The organism is Clostridioides sp. ZZV15-6598, assembly GCF_020657705.1.
GTDB classification, from domain to species: Bacteria; Bacillota; Clostridia; order Peptostreptococcales; family Peptostreptococcaceae; genus Clostridioides; species Clostridioides difficile_F.
In genome coordinates, this window is sequence record NZ_JAGWCS010000014.1 from 1 (window position 1) to 18007 (window position 18007).

The 18007-nt window shown below is 28.9% G+C and carries 14 protein-coding genes, 1 pseudogene and 1 riboswitch; of the genes and pseudogenes, 10 read left to right on the plus strand and 5 right to left on the minus strand.

What is annotated here, in order from left to right:
- Positions 1 to 20: 20 nt before the first annotated feature.
- Positions 21 to 344 (minus strand): AzlD domain-containing protein, encoded by a 324-nt coding sequence (locus KGF50_RS04445; protein WP_227846978.1) that lies wholly within the window; start codon positions 342 to 344, stop codon positions 21 to 23.
- The gene (locus KGF50_RS04450; protein ID WP_227846979.1) at positions 337 to 1050 is read right to left on the minus strand and encodes an AzlC family ABC transporter permease; all 714 of its coding nucleotides are present in this window, start codon (positions 1048 to 1050) and stop codon (positions 337 to 339) included. The genes KGF50_RS04445 and KGF50_RS04450 overlap by 8 nt, the downstream gene beginning before the upstream one ends.
- A 758-nt stretch (positions 1051 to 1808) precedes the next feature.
- Between KGF50_RS04450 and KGF50_RS04455 the strand changes: the two genes are divergently transcribed.
- Both KGF50_RS04455 and KGF50_RS04460 read left to right on the plus strand, forming a co-directional pair.
- Positions 1809 to 2831, plus strand: coding sequence for a S8 family peptidase (locus KGF50_RS04455; protein WP_227846980.1), 1023 nt, complete (start codon positions 1809 to 1811; stop codon positions 2829 to 2831).
- A gap of 130 nt (positions 2832 to 2961) precedes the next feature.
- Positions 2962 to 4260, plus strand: coding sequence for a bifunctional folylpolyglutamate synthase/dihydrofolate synthase (locus KGF50_RS04460; RefSeq protein ID WP_227846981.1), 1299 nt, complete (start codon positions 2962 to 2964; stop codon positions 4258 to 4260).
- A gap of 140 nt (positions 4261 to 4400) precedes the next feature.
- On the opposite strand, the gene KGF50_RS04465 is transcribed toward KGF50_RS04460, so the two are convergent.
- Complete coding sequence (locus tag KGF50_RS04465; protein WP_227433701.1) at positions 4401 to 4646, minus strand: TIGR03905 family TSCPD domain-containing protein; 246 nt, start codon at positions 4644 to 4646, stop codon at positions 4401 to 4403.
- Between the two features lie 148 nt (positions 4647 to 4794).
- Between KGF50_RS04465 and KGF50_RS04470 the strand changes: the two genes are divergently transcribed.
- Positions 4795 to 5661, plus strand: coding sequence for a YncE family protein (locus KGF50_RS04470; protein WP_227846982.1), 867 nt, complete (start codon positions 4795 to 4797; stop codon positions 5659 to 5661).
- Between the two features lie 3 nt (positions 5662 to 5664).
- Here KGF50_RS04470 and KGF50_RS04475 read toward each other — a convergent pair whose 3' ends face one another.
- Positions 5665 to 6201: a DUF4364 family protein gene (locus tag KGF50_RS04475; RefSeq protein ID WP_009891708.1), complete on the minus strand. Its 537-nt coding sequence runs from the start codon at positions 6199 to 6201 to the stop codon at positions 5665 to 5667.
- Between the two features lie 190 nt (positions 6202 to 6391).
- Entirely contained in the window at positions 6392 to 6595 is a 204-nt protein-coding gene (locus KGF50_RS04480; RefSeq protein ID WP_003422115.1) for an alpha/beta-type small acid-soluble spore protein, read from the minus strand.
- Positions 6596 to 6885: 290 nt separating this feature from the next.
- On the opposite strand from KGF50_RS04480, the gene KGF50_RS04485 reads away from it, so the two are divergent.
- From KGF50_RS04485 to KGF50_RS04515, 7 genes and pseudogenes are all read left to right on the plus strand, one after another.
- Positions 6886 to 7650 carry a polysaccharide deacetylase family protein gene (locus KGF50_RS04485; RefSeq protein ID WP_227846983.1) on the plus strand — a complete coding sequence of 255 codons (765 nt, stop codon included), beginning with the start codon at positions 6886 to 6888 and terminating at the stop codon, positions 7648 to 7650.
- A 390-nt stretch (positions 7651 to 8040) separates the two neighbouring features.
- Positions 8041 to 9354, plus strand: coding sequence for a proline reductase-associated electron transfer protein PrdC (prdC, locus tag KGF50_RS04490; RefSeq protein WP_227846984.1), 1314 nt, complete (start codon positions 8041 to 8043; stop codon positions 9352 to 9354).
- A 442-nt stretch (positions 9355 to 9796) separates the two neighbouring features.
- A riboswitch (cyclic di-GMP riboswitch) is annotated at positions 9797 to 9882 on the plus strand.
- Between the two features lie 590 nt (positions 9883 to 10472).
- On the plus strand, positions 10473 to 12617 hold the full coding sequence (locus tag KGF50_RS04495; protein ID WP_227846985.1) for a Cys-Gln thioester bond-forming surface protein: 2145 nt from the start codon (positions 10473 to 10475) through the stop codon (positions 12615 to 12617).
- 358 nt (positions 12618 to 12975) lie between these two features.
- Positions 12976 to 14736 carry a sigma-54 dependent transcriptional regulator PrdR gene (prdR, locus tag KGF50_RS04500; protein ID WP_227846986.1) on the plus strand — a complete coding sequence of 587 codons (1761 nt, stop codon included), beginning with the start codon at positions 12976 to 12978 and terminating at the stop codon, positions 14734 to 14736.
- A gap of 441 nt (positions 14737 to 15177) precedes the next feature.
- A pseudogene (locus tag KGF50_RS22525) lies at positions 15178 to 15439 on the plus strand (D-proline reductase (dithiol) proprotein PrdA); the annotation flags it as partial.
- Positions 15440 to 15749: 310 nt separating this feature from the next.
- On the plus strand, positions 15750 to 17627 hold the full coding sequence (gene prdA / locus KGF50_RS04510; RefSeq protein ID WP_227846988.1) for a D-proline reductase (dithiol) proprotein PrdA: 1878 nt from the start codon (positions 15750 to 15752) through the stop codon (positions 17625 to 17627).
- An 81-nt stretch (positions 17628 to 17708) separates the two neighbouring features.
- Positions 17709 to 18002 carry a CBO2463/CBO2479 domain-containing protein gene (locus tag KGF50_RS04515; RefSeq protein WP_227433709.1) on the plus strand — a complete coding sequence of 98 codons (294 nt, stop codon included), beginning with the start codon at positions 17709 to 17711 and terminating at the stop codon, positions 18000 to 18002.
- Positions 18003 to 18007 lie beyond the last annotated feature (5 nt).

An 18007-nucleotide genomic window follows, 5' to 3' on the forward strand; every position in this document is an offset into this window, starting at 1 on the left:
GTTGTATATAGTATTATAAATTATAATATAATTCCAAATAAAAATATGGATATTGCACCTACAGCTATTGATACTGCAATAGATTTAAACTTATAAGCTACTAATAGTACTATTATGCCTGAAATAATCTTAGGATTAGTAAATGAAAGGTATAGATTATCTCCGCTAAAGAAAATATCTTTTGCTATTAGTGAACTAAGTATAGCAATAGGTATAAATTTCATGACATCTTTAATAGATTCAGGCATATCATTTTTTGAGAATATTATCATAGGTAAAATTCTTGGAATATAAGTAACAATTGCCATGCCTAAGATAACGATAATTATGTAATTATTATTCATAGTTGCCTTCCTTTCTATGTGTTAATTTCTGAATATAAAAACCAAATAAAGCAGATAAAATAGATGCTATTATAATAACTAAACTATTCTTAAAGAAAGTATATAAAACCACTGATAATAATATAGAAAGTATAGAAACAAGTACATATATTTTATTTTTAATTTGATTAACTATTAGAGTAATGAACATAGCTGTCAGTAGAAAGCCAGCAACAGAATCGCTTATATGAACAATCTCTCCAAGAAATGCACCCACGAAGCAACTTACAGCCCATACTATTATACAAAGGTTATTTAAGTATAAAGCATGTGTATCAGTCCAATTTCCATAAGTATATTTTTCTAAGTTTATAGCAAATGTTTCATCTGTAACACCATGACAAAAATACATTAAAAATTTCATGTTCTTATTTTTTATGTGCATATGTAAGTTGGAGCTCATTAGAAAGTTGCGCAGATTTAATATAAATGTAGTTAAAATTATTGAAGTAATACTTCCGTTTGAAGCGAGCATAGAAGCAGCTACAAATTGTGAGCTACCAGCAAATACTATAAATGACATAAACAATATATAGAAGGCTGGTAGACCTGCTTTTTGAAGCATAATACCACAAATAAGTCCTAAGGGAATATATCCTAGAAATATTGGGATTGATGCTAGAAAGCTTTCTTTTAAGATTTCTCTTTTCGACACGTCTTTTTTCAAATACAATCACCCCTTAAAAATAATGAATATTTATAAAATTCTATAAATAATTGTTTCATTTTATTATAGCTATTTTAGCTAGTTATATCAATGATTAAGATGATAGTATGTAAGTATCAAAAAATTCACTTATAGTCTGTAGAACTTATGGTAATGATTTAATAAATAGTTTAATTCTATTAAAAGATTTCCTTTTATGCAATTTATTTATTGAAATATGATATAATGTATAGGTATATGGTATTATTTAACATGCAAGAGAAATTTCATTTGATTGGATTTTTTAGATACTAACAAAATCTAGTTTTTAATATTACTTTTTAATATTACTTACTGATATTAATTTTTAGAATAGTGCTTAAATGGGTTGTACAACATATAAAGATAATTATTCCCCTAGATAAATAAAATTAAGATATATAATATTTAAATTACAAAATATGAAATATAATTAATAATTAATTGTGAATAATGAACAATAAAATATACAAGGGGATTGTCTAATAAAAAAGGCAGTCCCCTTTTTACAAATAATTCTAAATTGTGATATAAATCTAAAAATTTTATCGTAATATTTAACAATTTAATGACAATAATTGATATAATTAATATAAATTAAGTATATAGTGTACTTATTTTATGTTTTTAGCAACAAATAGAGCATTTAAAAGATAAATTGTGCCACTTAAATTAAAGTTTAAGATGAACTATTAATGTAGATATATTAAAAACTTTTAGTAATGGAGAATATATGTGATATGAATAATAAAGTTAAGGTTGCAGTATTAGATACAGGAATAGATAAAGAACATGATTACTTAAAAGATAACTTAGTTGGAGGAATTGCTTTTGAATGTATACATGACTATATCTTTATATCAGACAAATTTGATGATGAAGATGGTCATGGAACTGCTTGTGCATCAATAATAAAAAAGGAGTATGAAGATGTAGAGCTATTTGTGATAAAAGTTTTAGGTAAAGATAGTATTGCAAATATAAAAGTTCTTGAAGAGGCATTAAAATACCTTTTGGATACTAATATAAGACTGATTAGCTTAAGTTTATCAGTTATAGGTGTAGAAAGTGTTAAAGGCTTATTTGAAGTTTGCTATGAATTGTTTAGAAAAGGAAAGATAATAGTATGTTCCTTAGCTAATAACTTTGACTTGAGTTATCCAGCTATGTTTAACAATGTTATAGGTGTAAGGGCTTCTACTTTGGATATAGAGAATTCTTTTTGGTACAATAAAAAATATGATGTTCAATGTGTTATGGATAGTAATTCATATATAAGTTGTGATATAAATAATTCTTTCAAATTACCGCCAAAATGTAATAGTTATGTAGCTGCAAAGTTTACTGGGAAAATAGCTAAAATATTGTCAGAAGAGCCAAACATAACAGTATCTGCGTTAAATAAAAAACTTGAGTCTCTAGCAACTAAAAATTGTTGGAGTAGTAGTGATTTAGACAACTATAGTAGGATTCCAGATTTTAAAGTGGATTTATATGATAAGGAAAATGCTCTGCTTATGGAAGTTGCTGATGTTATTAGAGATTGTTTAAATACTGAGGCTGATAATGAAAAATTATTTCAATGTAGCCTTTTTAATAAAGAGATAGGATTAGTTTATGATAATTGTTTTAATCTATTAGAAAAATTAGAGAACAGATTTGATTTGAAATTTAATTATATGGATATATCAAAATATGACTTAGTTTCCATATATACATTAACTGAATTAGTAGAAAGATATACAAATACAAAAGATAAATAAAAATTTATAAACCAAATATTAATGTAGAAGGTGTTAGATTATATGTATTCTTTGTCAGTAGATTAAAAGTGAAAAATATACTATAATTAGATAACATAAAATAAAATGCCAATACAGGGGGAATTAGATAATGAAATATGAAGAAGCATTAGAATATATATCACAAACCAATAAGTTTGGTATAAGATTAGGTTTAGAGAATATTGGGAAATTATTAGAACTGTTGGGAAATCCGCAAGAAACTTTAAATATAATACATGTAGCTGGAACTAATGGAAAAGGTTCGGTGTGTTCTTTTATTTCTAATATACTAAGAGAAAGTGGATATAAGGTCGGCCTATACACATCTCCGTATCTAGAAACTTTTACTGAGCGTATAAGAGTAAATGGAGAGAATATACCACAAGAAGATGTCGCTAGGATAATTGGTTTAATAAAAGAAAAGATAGAAGTTATGGTAAGTCAAGGTTATGTATATCCAACTGAATTTGAAGTGGTCACTGCAATGGCATTTTATTACTATTCAGAGCAAAAAGTAGATTTTGTAGCTTTAGAAGTTGGATTAGGTGGAAGATACGATGCTACAAATATAATAACAAAATCACTTGTAAGTGTAATAACATCTATAAGTTTAGACCATACAGGAATACTTGGAGATACAATAGAAAAAATAGCATATGAAAAAGCTGGTATAATAAAGGAAAATGGAATAGTACTTGTATATAACCAAACTGATGAAGCAAAGGATGTTATAAAGTCGGTTTGCAAAGAAAAAAATGCAAAATACATAGAAGTTAATTTTGACAGTATAAATATAAAAAAATCAAACATAAACTCTCAAGTGTATGATTGTAATGTAATGGGAGAAACTTATAAGAATCTTGAAATAATGTTGATAGGTGAACATCAAATAAATAATTCTATATTGGCAATGAGTGTACTAGAATATCTAAAAGATACAAAAAAATTAGATAATGTAAGTGAAGAATCTATAAGAAAAGGTCTTATAACTACCAAATGGCCAGGAAGAATAGAAAAAATAAAAGAAAGTCCAATCTTTATAATAGATGGAGCACATAACGAAGATGGAGCGAAATCTTTAGCAAAAGCACTTGATAAACATTTTAAAGATAAAAAACTAACTTTATTAATAGGCATGTTGGAAGATAAAGATATTGATGGTGTTTTAGATATACTAATGCCTAAATTTAGCAAGGTAGTGACGACAACTCCTAATAATCCAAGAGCTATAAATTCAGATATATTAAAAGAAAAAATATTAAAATATGTAAGTGATGTAACATCAAAACATGAAATAGAAGATGCAGTTAATTATACATTAGAAACATCAAACAAGGATGATATTATAATAAGTGCAGGTTCTTTATATATGATAGGCACAGTGAGAACTTTGGTAAAGAAATTATAATCTTATAAGATAAATACATAGAAATAAATATATAGATAAAAATAAAAGATATATAAAGAGGAGTTGGCTAAAATAATAGACAACTCCTTTTTTAATAAAATCAGTTTTTAGATGAGTTTATTACTATATATTAGTAATATCTAGATAGATTGGCGAATGGCTTTAGATAATTGGTCTGGGCAAGAAGTACCTTTGCCACCACAATCAATACCATTTAATTTATCAGCAATTTCAAGAGCATTTTGACCAATTATTAAACTCTTAAGTCCTAATAAATTTCCATTACATCCGCCTATAAACTCAGCATCAACAATCACATTATTTTCATCAACTTCAAAAAACATTTCTCTACAACAAACACCACTTGGGTTAAAAGTAACTTTCATAAAAAAGACCTCCATTAATTATTATTTCATTGTGTCAACATCAATAATAATACCAAATATATGTATAATAATGCAACTATAAAGCATAATACAAGCTAATAAAATAATATATTATTGTAGTATATGTATTGTAGAGAGGAGGGGTTATGTGAAAATCTATATTTCTAACTACCTATCAAAGAGCATTAGTATAGTTGATTATTCTACACTTGAACTAGAAAAAGAAATAGTATTAGAGGATAATATATATCCACATCATTTTTGCATAGAAAAGGAAAAAAATTTGATATACATACCTAGTTCGAGCAATGGAATACTATATGTTTTAGACTTAAATAATGATAAAATAATTGATACTGTTTCTATAGGAGGAAGTCTTAGTCAAGTTATGCTTAGTGATAATGAGTTATTTGTAGCAAATGAAGATTCAAATAGCATATATGTATTGGATAAAAACACATTAAATCCAATAGGAATCATTGGTGTTGACAATATGCCACATGGATTTGATTTTGACAGAGAGAGTAAAAAGCTATATGTACCATGTATAAATTCGATAGTATGTATAGACACAATAAATAAAAGTATACAAAAGAAAATCAATATGGACTTTAGAGCATGGCATATAGCACTTGATAAACAAAAGAAAGAAATGTATATATCAACACTTGATGGAAAGCTTGTAATAGTTGATGAAGTAAGTATGGATATAAAAAAGGTATTATATGAATTCTTATTGCCAGTAGAAATAAGGTTTAATTATAGTGGGAAAAAAGTTTATGTTGCTGACTTGGGTTATAATAATGTAAGAATTTTGGATTATACAACAAGTAAATATATTGGAAATATTGAGATAGATGGAATTCCTCAGGGATTAGAAATATCTAAAGATGAAAAGTTATTATTTGTATCGGATACTCAAGAAAACTCAGTTAAAGTCTATGAAACTGCAAATAACAAATTAATAAAAGTAATCAAGGTAGGAAAAGAGCCTACAACTATAGTTTGTTTGTAGGCCTTAATGTATGTCTCTTATAAGTAAGTCGATAACTTCAGCATACATATAAGATGCATTGTTTTTCCAATTGTTACAAATAAGTTTTGCTTGTTTCTCTGATGAAACATTTAGATTTAAATCTATTAAGTTAGATTGATTTTCTATGACTCTAAGATTGACAATAAATTCATTATCACTTTGTTTTACGAAGCTAGATTTTACTTGAGTATCTGCTAGTAAATTTTCTTTATTAGAATCTATATACTTGTCTATTTTTTCAGTAACACTAGTAGGTATTCGATTAAAAAAGTATTCTAGACTTTCTACGCCTCTTTGAGTAAGAGCATAATATTCTCTGTCAGAGTCTTTATATGTAGTCAAAAACTTAGATTCCATAAGCTGAGATAAAAGCTGTTGTAATGAAAAGTAATTCATCATTTCAGTCTCTAATACTACTTGAGTTATTTGAGAATTAGTTAAGTCCATTTTAATTTTTTCCAATATATACAAAATTAAAAGTTTGTGATAAGCTAATTCTTCAGATGAGTTTTCAAACATAAATATCATCCTCCGTCAAACTATTTCTATATATAATATATTAAACTAATTTATACAAAATTAAAAGAATAATTTATATAGTATCATTAATCTTTAACAAATTATATAAAATTAATTTTATAAATAAAGATAAGAAAACAGGGCTACCAATCGGCAGCCCTGTTGATACCCAGGTGTCAAAATTTACTATCTATTTTCCAGCCATTTGTCTTTCAGCCATTTCAACTAATTTCTTAGTCATGTATCCACCAACATATCCATTTTCTCTAGCTGTTAAGTTACCTTTATCTATGTTTTCATAGTTAGATAAACCTATTTCGTTAGCTATTTCTAATTTCATTTGATTTAAAGCAGCTTTTGCTTCTGGCACTACTGTTCTGTTTGAATTTGACATAGTAAATTTCCTCCTTAAATAATTAGTTTATGATGTCTAACAACACTTTTATTTATGTGATGTTAATACTAATTTCTCCAAAATAAAAACAATATATACAGAAAAATAAAGGTAAAAATGTAAAAAATATAAAAAAAATTAAAAAAAGTAGTGTTTTAAAGAATTTAATCGCCTAATATAGAGTTTATTTTTTTATTTGTTGTCCTATAAATTAAATATTACAGTACTTTTTTGAGCTAAAAAAAAATAAATTTTAAATATAGAAGAATTTATTTAAAAGGGGGAATAGTATGAAAAGAGAAGTTAAGAAAACTAAAGCTTTAATATATAGTGTTTTATTTTTTTCATTGTTATTGGTATTAATATTTGCTCTTGTTTATGGGATAAAATATGTGTGCTCTAAATCTGATAACTCAAAAATGCCTATATATAGAGTTGATACAAATGAGAAAAAGATAGCTCTAAGTTTTGATGTTGCTTGGGGGACTGATAACATGGATGATATTCTTAAAATTTTAGATAAACATAACATAAAAGCTACTTTTTTTCTAGTTGGTAGTTGGGTGGATGATAATGAAGAAATTGTTAAAGCTATAGACGAAAAAGGACATGAGATTGGAAATCATTCAAATACTCATGCTAATTTAAAAGAGATATCAAAAGAGGATATAACAGGAGAAATAGAAACTACATCAGAAAAAATATTTAATATAACAGGTAAAAAGACCAATTTATTTAGACCCCCTTTTGGAGATGTAAACAATAAAGCTATGGACATTTGTGGAGATTTAGGTTATAAAGTAATTAAGTGGGATGTAGATTCGATAGATTGGAAAGAGCTTGGCCCAAATCATGTAATTGAAAAAGTAATAAAAGAAGCTCAGCCTGGTTCAATAGTTTTATTTCATGCTAATATAAATGATGTAGATAACTATTTAGACACCATAATAAATCGACTTAAAAAAGATGGATATAGCTTAGTAAAAATATCTGATTTATTATATAAAGATAATTACATAGTTGATTCTAATGGAGTACAAAAAACAAAAAATTAATAATCAAAAAATGTATATTTTTAGCAGTGTTGTGGAAAATTGTATAGTAGATGTTAGAAAAGTGTCGATAAAAAGACGGTGTCTATTTTTTGACACTTTTTTATGTATGTATGTAATATCAATAATTATAGATTAAATCAGTAAAAAAAGCGTCTAATAATTGACTTTTTTTTATTGGGTTTAAATGATTAAATTGAATTGCAAAGGCTGAAAGATAGTATTTTCAAAGGGTATAACTTTGTTTAAAAGTTGGCATAGAAATTGCTTTGATAATAAGCGATATGTTCTATAGAAATAAACAATATGTTAAAGTCTTGTAATAGAAAAACAAGATTAATATTATTTGAACAGCTTATAAAAAAAATTAATATATTTAAGGGGGCGTACTAGTTGAACAAACTATATTCTATTTTATTAAAACAACACGTTGGTGGTCCAGATAAGCCAGTAGTAAGTGTTGGAGATGTAGTAAAAAAAGGAACTCTAATCGCAGAACCAGCTGGATTAGGAGCAAATATTTATGCCAGTGTTAGTGGAAAAATAAGTGAAATAAATGACCAAGCTATAGTAATTGAAGCTGATGAAGCACAAGATGATACTTTTGAACCATTAAAAGGAGAAAGTATACTTGACTTAATTAAAGAAGCTGGAGTTGTAGGAATGGGTGGAGCAGGATTCCCTACTCATATAAAATTAAACATAGATTTAAAAGGTGGAACAATATTAGCAAATGCAGCTGAATGTGAACCTTTATTAGCTCATAACATAAAAGAAATAGAAGAAAATCCAGAAATAGTTTACAAAGGTATAAAATATGCTATGGAAGTTACTAATGCTGGAAAAGGTATGCTAGCAATAAAAAGCAAACATCCAGAAGCAATAGCAGCATTCAAAAAAGTAATAAAACCAGGAGATAATATAGAAGTTGCTGAACTAGTTGATATGTACCCAATGGGAGAAGAGAGAGCTATAGTAAGAGATGTTCTAGGAAAATTACTTGAGCCAACTCAATTACCTTCAGAAGCTAACGCAGTAGTAATAAACGTAGAAACATTAACTAGAATAGTAGAAGCTGTTGAGCAAAAAAGACCAGTTATATCTAAAAATATAACTGTAGTTGGTCAATTAAACAGTGGAAAAGAATCTATAGTATTTGAAGATGTGCCAATCGGAACTACTGTTGGAGAATTAATTGAAAGAGCTGGTGGAATAAAAGGTGAATATGGTGAAATAATCCTAGGAGGACCTTTCACAGGAAAAGCTACTACTTTAGATACTCCAATAACTAAAACTAGTGGTGGTATAATAGTTACTATGCCATTTGTTAATGAAAAGAGAAAGATGGGTCTTTTAGTCTGTGCATGTGGACCTAACGAAGAAAGAATGAGAGACATAGCAGCTAAAATGGGCGTTACTAATATAGTATCAGTTCAAAAATGTAAACAAGCTCAAGAAATCAAAGGTGCATTAAAATGTGAAAATCCAGGACACTGTCCAGGACAAGCTCAAAAATGTATAGAATTTAAGAAAGCTGGAGCAGAAGTTATATTAATAGGTAACTGTACTGACTGTAGTAATACAGTAATGGGTTCTGCACCAAAATTAAAATTAGGTGTATATCACATAACTGACCATGTAATGAGAACAGTTAATCACCCATTAATAAGAAGAATAAAAGGTGACGTAAGATTAAAAATAAAATAATTAATTAATGTAAAATCATATAATAAAAACATCTTTAGAAGTGAATCTTAAAAATTACTTCTGAAGATGTTTTTTGATGTAACATACAAATTAAATTGATAAACTATGTAAATAAAATGGAAAAAATAGACAAAAATTAATCTATATTGTATAATAATGACAATAGCTATTAAAATTATATCAGGCAAAAATAGTAAAGCTCAAGTATGTGATTTGTATTGACATATATAAATTAAATTTAGTCAACTATCCAATAGAGTAAAAGTTTTTGTGTTATTTAAAGATACTCCATGGTATCTTTTTTAGTATAGAAACGAATTTTTGTCTTATATTAGAAAAATTATTTTGAAATATTAGTTTGTATTTTAATAACAGTTATAAAAAGTGCACTTAGAAAATTAAAACATTGAATAAAGCATTAAAAAAATAAAAATTACAAAAACCTATTTATAGAAACTGTGAAGTATATCTTAAATTTGGGCACTTAAGGGATATATGGAGTTAGTAGTGCAACCTGCTATAAATATAAATAGGAGTAACTTTTAATTATCAAAAATATATAAACAGATATAATAAAGTACATAAATCATAGTAAATATAAATAAATATAAAATATATTTTTGAAATAGCTCCCTACATTCATAAAGAGTGTAGAGTGGTAGAATATCTGCCCAAAACTCCTTTAATTGCTGGAAGTTCCTAAAGCTAACTAAACCACAACATAATCATGAAATAAGGATAGGTGTGATAGAGTGTCTATTTGCTAGATACTTGGCGGTTACGAAAGTAGAAAAAATTAGTTAGATAGCATAGGGTTAAATCCTAAGTGCCTTAAAAATGGATAATCAGCAGGTAAGCTTCGAAAAGAAGAAACTTCAACGACTAGAGAGAAATCTCGTACCTACAAGTGTGGGGAAATGGGGAGTACCTAATTATTAGGTAATGATATAGTCTGTGCTTAATAGAAATATTAAGAAGTTCATTAGAGAACTGGTTAGGATTAACGACCCTAATTGAACACGCTAAAGATGTATTGTGGAATCAAATCTATACAAGAATATAATATTTTGAATTATATTAGTATAGATACAATATATATTTTTAGTATCAGGAGAATTTTGAAAGTAAAAATTAAAAAATCAAGTATAATTAGTTTAGCCATCGTTTTTAGTATGGCATTTACTACATTTACACCAATAGTATCTTATGCTGCTGAAATGAATGGTAAAGATGTAGTACTTGATGGGGAGAAGCCATCAGAAGGACAAACTCCAGAAGGAGAACAGCCATCAGAAGGACAAACTCCAGAAGGAGAACAACCATCAGAAGGACAAACTCCAGAGGGGGAACAACCATCAGAAGGACAAACTCCAGAGGGAGAACAACCATCAGAGGGACAAACTCCAGAAGGGGAACAACCATCAGAAGGACAAACTCCAGAAGGAGAACAACCATCAGAAGGACAAACTCCAGAAGGGGAACAACCATCAGAAGGACAAACTCCAGAGGGAGAAAAGCCATCAGAAGAGCAGACTCCAGAGGGAGAGAAGCCATTAGAAGGACAAACTCCAGAAGAAAAACAACCTTTAGAAGAACTAGTAGTAGAGGAAGAGAACTTAAAGCAAAATATTGAGAAAATTCTTGATATGACTTTATCTCAAATAAATAAAATTGTATATAATTTCTGGGAAGATGAAGACTCTGTAAAAACAGATGAACAATCAGAAATTAGACAAATATTTACTCCACAAGATCAAAATTTACATCTATGGTATGATAAAAAAGCAAAAGTAAAAAATACATGTTTACTAAAAGAAGATGGTTCAGATAGACCTTATTATGATATAAGATTTGATGATACTACAAAGACACTAACTTTTGATTACATAGTAAAGGGTCTTATAGGTGCAAGTAGTAATAAAGATGGCAAATATATAATAGATGGAGAAGATGGCGAACAAACTGCTTTTTGTTATAATAATCATCTAAAACCTCCAACTAGTAATGGTAAGAGTCCATATTTACCAGCAGAAGATTTTAATGGTCAAGAAAATCAAAATGAAGATGCAGTTAAATCTATACTATATGCAGGTTCTGAATTTGATGGATTTGGATATAAACAACAATTTAATTTGGGTGGAGAAGAAAATGACTATATAGTTCATTCAGCTACTCAAAGTGCAATATGGATTATACTTGGACAAGTGGATGAACAAGAGAAACTTAAACAATACCAAAAAAGTATAAACTTTTATGATATACTTATAGAAAGTGCAAAGACTGAAGAAGAAAAAGCTGAATATAAAAAAGGTAAAGAACAAGCAATAAATACAAAAGCTTATTTGGAAGCATTGTTAAAAGCAGGTCGTGAAGAGTTAAAACCAGATGATACAGGAAAACCTAGCCTAAGCAATGGTTCAACTGATATTAAATTTGATAAAAATGAAGATGGAACTTATGAAACAGAAGCTATAGCTTTAGTGGGTTATAGTGGTGTAGTTAAGTTAAGATTGCCAGATGGAGTAACTGCTTATGATGAAGATGGTAATATAATAGGTACAGGTGAAGTAGAAGTTTCAACACAACATAAATTTATACTTAAAAGTGTTGAAAAGCCAGATGTAAAGGCTAATATCTCTGCTGTATCTTATGATTATATTTTCCCTAAAGCTATTCAATATTATAAGTCAGTTTTTGATTTTGGAGAGAAAGACCATTCATCTTTATTACCAATGAGTAAACAAAATTTATTGAGCTATACAATAGAACAAAAAAATGGTGAAGAAGTTAACTTTAATATAGGTTTACCAACAGATGGAGGTTCAGATGTAAATCCACCGGTGCCACCAACAGATGATACTGTAAATCCACCAGTACCACCATCAGGGGGAGGAGACTCAAATGGACATAAGCCATCACCACCAACAGATGACACAGTGATAAACCCACCAGTACCACCAACAGATGATACTGTGATAAACCCACCAGTACCACCAACAGATGATACTGTAATAAATCCACCAGTGCCACCAACAGATGATACAGTGGTAAATCCACCAGTACCACCAACAGGTGATAAAGTGGTAGATACATCAGTAAAACCAACAGATGATACTGTGATAAACCCACCAGTACCACCAACAGATGATACTGTGGTAAAATCACCAAAAACAAGTGATGAAACTCAAATAATGTCATATGTATTTATTGGTATCATTGCAATTTGTGGATTAGGGTATCAATGTAAAAGAGCAAAAAATTAATCTAGATTATTATTTATCATTAAGTTTAAAAATACATTGTCTCAAATTGATTTAAAAATCGTTTTGAGACATTTTTTTTGCGTAAGTATAACTTATTTTAAAGTGTACACTAACTGTTTTATGAATAGAAAAATGGTTTGAAGGTGAAAATAGTATTGAAAAAGTAATGCACTAAGTATATAATTCATTTGATTTTATTTATATAAATTAAATGCAAATTTTAGTGATTATATAAATTTAGATATTAATCTCTTAAGAAATTTTAATATTAATTATTCAATAAATTATTATTATAATATGCTAGAATAAATATATATAAATAAGTTTTGATGAGGTACTACTATAAAGGGGGGACTTTATGTTTTCGATACCAGAAGTAAAAAAAGTAGAAGAAGTAATGGATACAAAATTTACAACTATAGACGAAGACACAAAAATAGAAAGCGCAATAAAAGAAATGATAAGAAGTAATACAAAAACTCTAATGGTAATAGATTCATCTAGTGAATTAAAAGGCATTATATCTATGACTGATATACATAATCTTTATGAGATGCATAAGAAATATGAAGGCCAACCAGTAAAACTTATAATGAAAAAAGATGTTATATATGTCAGTGAAGGGTTAACCTTAGATGAGTGTAGAGATATAATGATATTAAAAAATATAGGTATTCTTCCTGTGCTTAGAGATAATAAAATCATTGGTGTCTTGAAACAAGAGCATATTAGAGATTATTTATACATGCACTTAGAAGATTATGGATTAACTTTAAAATACATTATAGGCCAGATTAAAGAAGGAATTTGTGCTATAAATAATGAAGGTGTTGTAATTCTATGGAATAATTTTATGGAAGAAAGGTATGATATAAAGTCTGAAGACATAGTTGGTCGACCGATGAACGAGTTTTTGGAAAATACTATTTCAGAAAAAGTATTGAATAGTAAAGTCGGTATGAGTGATTTATATTTTACTGACAAAAAAGAAAACATGTATGCATTAGTTCATGCAAATCCTATATTTTATAAAGAAGAATTTATTGGTGTTGTATGTACTGAAGTAGATGTTACAGAAGCTAAGATATTAGCTCTTGAACTTGAGAAAGTAAATGATACATTAAAATATTTAAAAGATGAAGTAAAAAATTTATCTAAAGGTAGCTTTGACAAGATTTTAGGTAAAAGTTATAAATTGGAAAAATCGAAAGCGGTTGCAAAACAAGTAGCTAGAACCAACAGTAGTATATTCATTTGGGGCGAAAGTGGTACAGGTAAAGAAGTATTTGCTAGAGCTATTCACGATTATAGCGAGAGAAAAGGTCAATTTATACCTGTTAACTGTAGTGCTATACCAAATGAATTATTTGAGAGCGAATTTTTTGGTTATGAATCAGGAGCATTCACTGGAGCAAGTAAAAAAGGTAGAATAGGTATATTTGAACTTGCGAAGGATGGGACAGTATTTTTAGATGAAATCGCAGATTTACCTCTTAGTATGCAAGCTAAATTGCTTAGAGTATTGCAAGAAAAAGAAATAAGAAGAGTTGGTGGAGATACTACAATAAAAATAAATCCTAGAATAATATCAGCTACTAATAAAGATTTAGAAAAAATGGTAAAAGCAGAAAAATTTAGAGAAGATTTATATTATAGATTAAATGTTGTGGAAATAAAAATACCACCTCTTAGAGAGCGAAAAGAAGATATAGGATTATTAGTGCATAGTTTCTTGGAAGAAATATGCAAACAAAATAATAAGCCTGTTCTTACAATAAGTAAAGATGTAATTGATATATTTCAAAATTATAGATGGAAAGGGAATATAAGAGAATTGAAAAACACAATCGAAAATATTGTTGTCTTATCCCAAAATCCTAGAATAGAAGTAGATGATGTACCAAGCTATATGATGGATTCTAGAAATAACAATACGGAGGAAGAAGAATATCCTCTAGATTTGACGAAAGCTACTCAAAAGATTGAAGTAAAAAATATAACAAAGGCACTTAAAATGTCTAATGGAAATAAAGCTAAAGCTGCTAAAATATTAAACATACCAAGAACAACGTTATATTATAAGATAGATCAGTATAAAATAAATGTGTCTAAAATATGACACATGACTAAATTTTGACAAAATAATAATCTTTAATTTCAAATCAAGCAAAATCAATGCTTGGAGTAGTATGATATATGTGAGTGTGTTAAAAAAAATAAAAAAGTGTTGATTAATTGACACTTTTTTTGTTTTGAGAAAATGTTTCCAAACATAAAAAACAAGGGATTGTAAATAAATATTTATATAACATTTGGCTAAAAATAGCGATAGAGTAAGGTTGTGCTATAGAAAATATCTTTTTGTTAATAAGTTGGCATAGGAATTGCTTATATATAAAGTGACTTCAAATGAGAAAAAAATAGTATTAATTATGATGATTTATGTAAGTTAAAAGGTCTTAACACTTAGGGCTGTTAGTAGGGAACAGTAAATATGTTAATTATTGAGAGTGTTAGGGCATCAATATAAATTAAAATCAAATGAAGGAGGCATTTTATTATGTCAATAACTTTAGAAACAGCTCAAGCCCATGCAAATGACCCAGCAGTATGCTGCTGTAGATTTGAAGAAGGAACAATAATAGCACCAGAAAATTTAGAAGACCCAGCAATATTTGGAGATTTAGAAGATTCAGGATTATTAGTTATTCCAGAAAATCACTTAACAGTTGGTCAAGTATTAGGAGCTAAATTAACAAAAACTTTAGATGCATTATCTCCAATGACTACAGATAATGTAGAAGGATATAAAGTAGCAGAAACAGATGCTGAAGAATCTGCTAAAGAAGTAGAAGCTCCAGTAGCTCAAGTAACACCAACTCAAGGTGCCACAGTTCAAGCTACAACAGGTCAAGTAATAAAAATACACATAAAAGAAGGTAAAGATATAAACTTAGAAATACCTTTGACAATAGCTGCTCAAATGGGAGTAGTACCACAAAAATAATAGTCAAAATATAACTATTAAAGCCGGTTTTAATTTACTTGATTCCTCAGTTAAGGGGTTACCTGTTGAGGAATCGAGATTTAAAATAATAAATAAGAAAATAATGTAAGGAGGTATTTTATACTATGTCAATAACTTTAGAAACAGCTCAAGCCCATGCAAATGACCCAGCAGTATGTTGTTGTAGATTTGAAGCGGGAACAATAATAGCACCAGAAAACTTAGAAGATCCAGCAATATTTGCAGACTTAGAGGATTCTGGATTATTAACAATACCAGAAAATGGATTAACTATAGGTCAAGTACTAGGAGCTAAGTTAAAAGAAACTTTAGATGCTCTATCTCCAATGACTACAGAAAATGTAGAAGGATACAAAGCAGGAGAAGCTAAAGAAGTAGTAGAAGAAACAGTAGTAGAAGAAGCTCCAGCAGCTTTAGAAGCAGTAGTGCCAGTAAGCACAGGAGTTTTAGGTGAAACAGTTAAAATACACATAGGTGAAGGTAAAGATATAAGCTTAGAAATACCTTTATCAGTAGCTGGTCAAGCGGGAGTTGTTGCTCCAGTAGCAAACGTTGCTGCTCCAGTAGCAGGTGCAGTAGCAGAAGTAGCTCCAAAAGCTGAAGAAAAGAAACTGTTAAGAAGCTTAACTAAAAAACACTTTAAAATAGACAAAGTTGAATTTGCTGATGAAACTAAAATAGAAGGAACTACTTTATACATCAGAAATGCAGCAGAAATATGTAAGGAAGCTAATGACACTCAAGAATTAGTTGTTGATGTTAAATTAGAAATAATAACTCCTGATAAGTATGAAACTTACAGTGAGGCTGTATTAGATATACAACCAATCGCTACTAAAGAAGAAGGCGAATTAGGTTCAGGTATAACAAGAGTTATAGATGGAGCTATAATGGTATTAACTGGTACAGATGAAAATGGAGTTCAAATAGGTGAATTCGGTTCTTCAGAAGGTGAATTAAACACTACTATAATGTGGGGTAGACCAGGTGCTGCTGACAAAGGTGAAATATTCATCAAAGGTCAAGTAACAATAAAAGCTGGAACTAACATGGAGAGACCAGGACCTTTAGCTGCTCACCGTGCTTTTGATTATATAACTCAAGAGATAAGAGAAGCTTTAAAGAAAGTTGACAACTCTTTAGTAGTAGATGAAGAAGTAATCGAGCAATACAGAAGAGAAGGTAAAAAGAAAGTTGTTGTTATAAAAGAAATAATGGGACAAGGTGCAATGCATGATAACTTAATATTACCAGTTGAACCAGTTGGTACATTAGGAGCTCAACCAAACGTTGACTTAGGAAACATGCCAGTTGTATTATCTCCACTTGAAGTATTAGATGGTGGTATCCATGCATTAACTTGTATAGGACCTGCATCAAAAGAAATGTCAAGACATTACTGGAGAGAGCCATTAGTAATAAGAGCTATGCAAGATGAAGAAATAGATTTAGTAGGTGTTGTATTTGTTGGTTCTCCACAAGTAAATGCTGAGAAATTCTATGTATCTAAGAGATTAGGTATGTTAGTTGAAGCTATGGAAGTTGATGGAGCTGTAGTAACTACTGAAGGTTTCGGAAACAACCATATAGATTTCGCATCTCACATAGAGCAAATAGGTATGAGAGGTATACCAGTAGTTGGTGTAACTTATTCAGCAGTTCAAGGTGCTCTAGTTGTTGGTAATAAATACATGACTCACATGGTAGACAATAACAAGTCTAAGCAAGGTATAGAGAATGAAATATTATCAAACAATACATTAGCTCCAGAAGAAGCTGTAAGAATTATGGCTATGCTTAAAAATGCTATTGCAGGTGTAGAAGTTAAAGCTCCTGAAAGAAAATGGAATCCAAATGTTAAGTTAAATAACATAGAGGCTATAGAAAAAGCTACAGGAGAAAAAATAGTATTAGAAGATAATGAGCAATCTTTACCAATGAGTAAGAAGAGAAGAGAAATATACGAAAAAGACGAAAACTAAAATTTAGATAATAACTAAGATTTAGATAAAAATATAAATTTAGATCCAAGTTTAAAATAAGTATAGAGAGGTAGAATTATAATGGATAGATTAAAATATATCTCATCAGAGACTTTTTATGAGGGTGTTATAGTCGAAATCATGGGTGGTGGAGTAACTATAGACCTAAAAGGTAGACTTGGACAATTTAAAATACCTAATAGAATGCTTATAACTGACTACGAACTTAAGATAGGTCAAGAGGTTGGATTCATGCTAAGCTATCCTGAGGTATTAAGTCCAGAGCCTAATCATGAGTATGTAGAAAATATTAGGAGAGAAAAAGAAAAGCAAGCAGAAATGCAAGCTAAAAAGAAGCAAGAAGAAGAAAAATAATAATA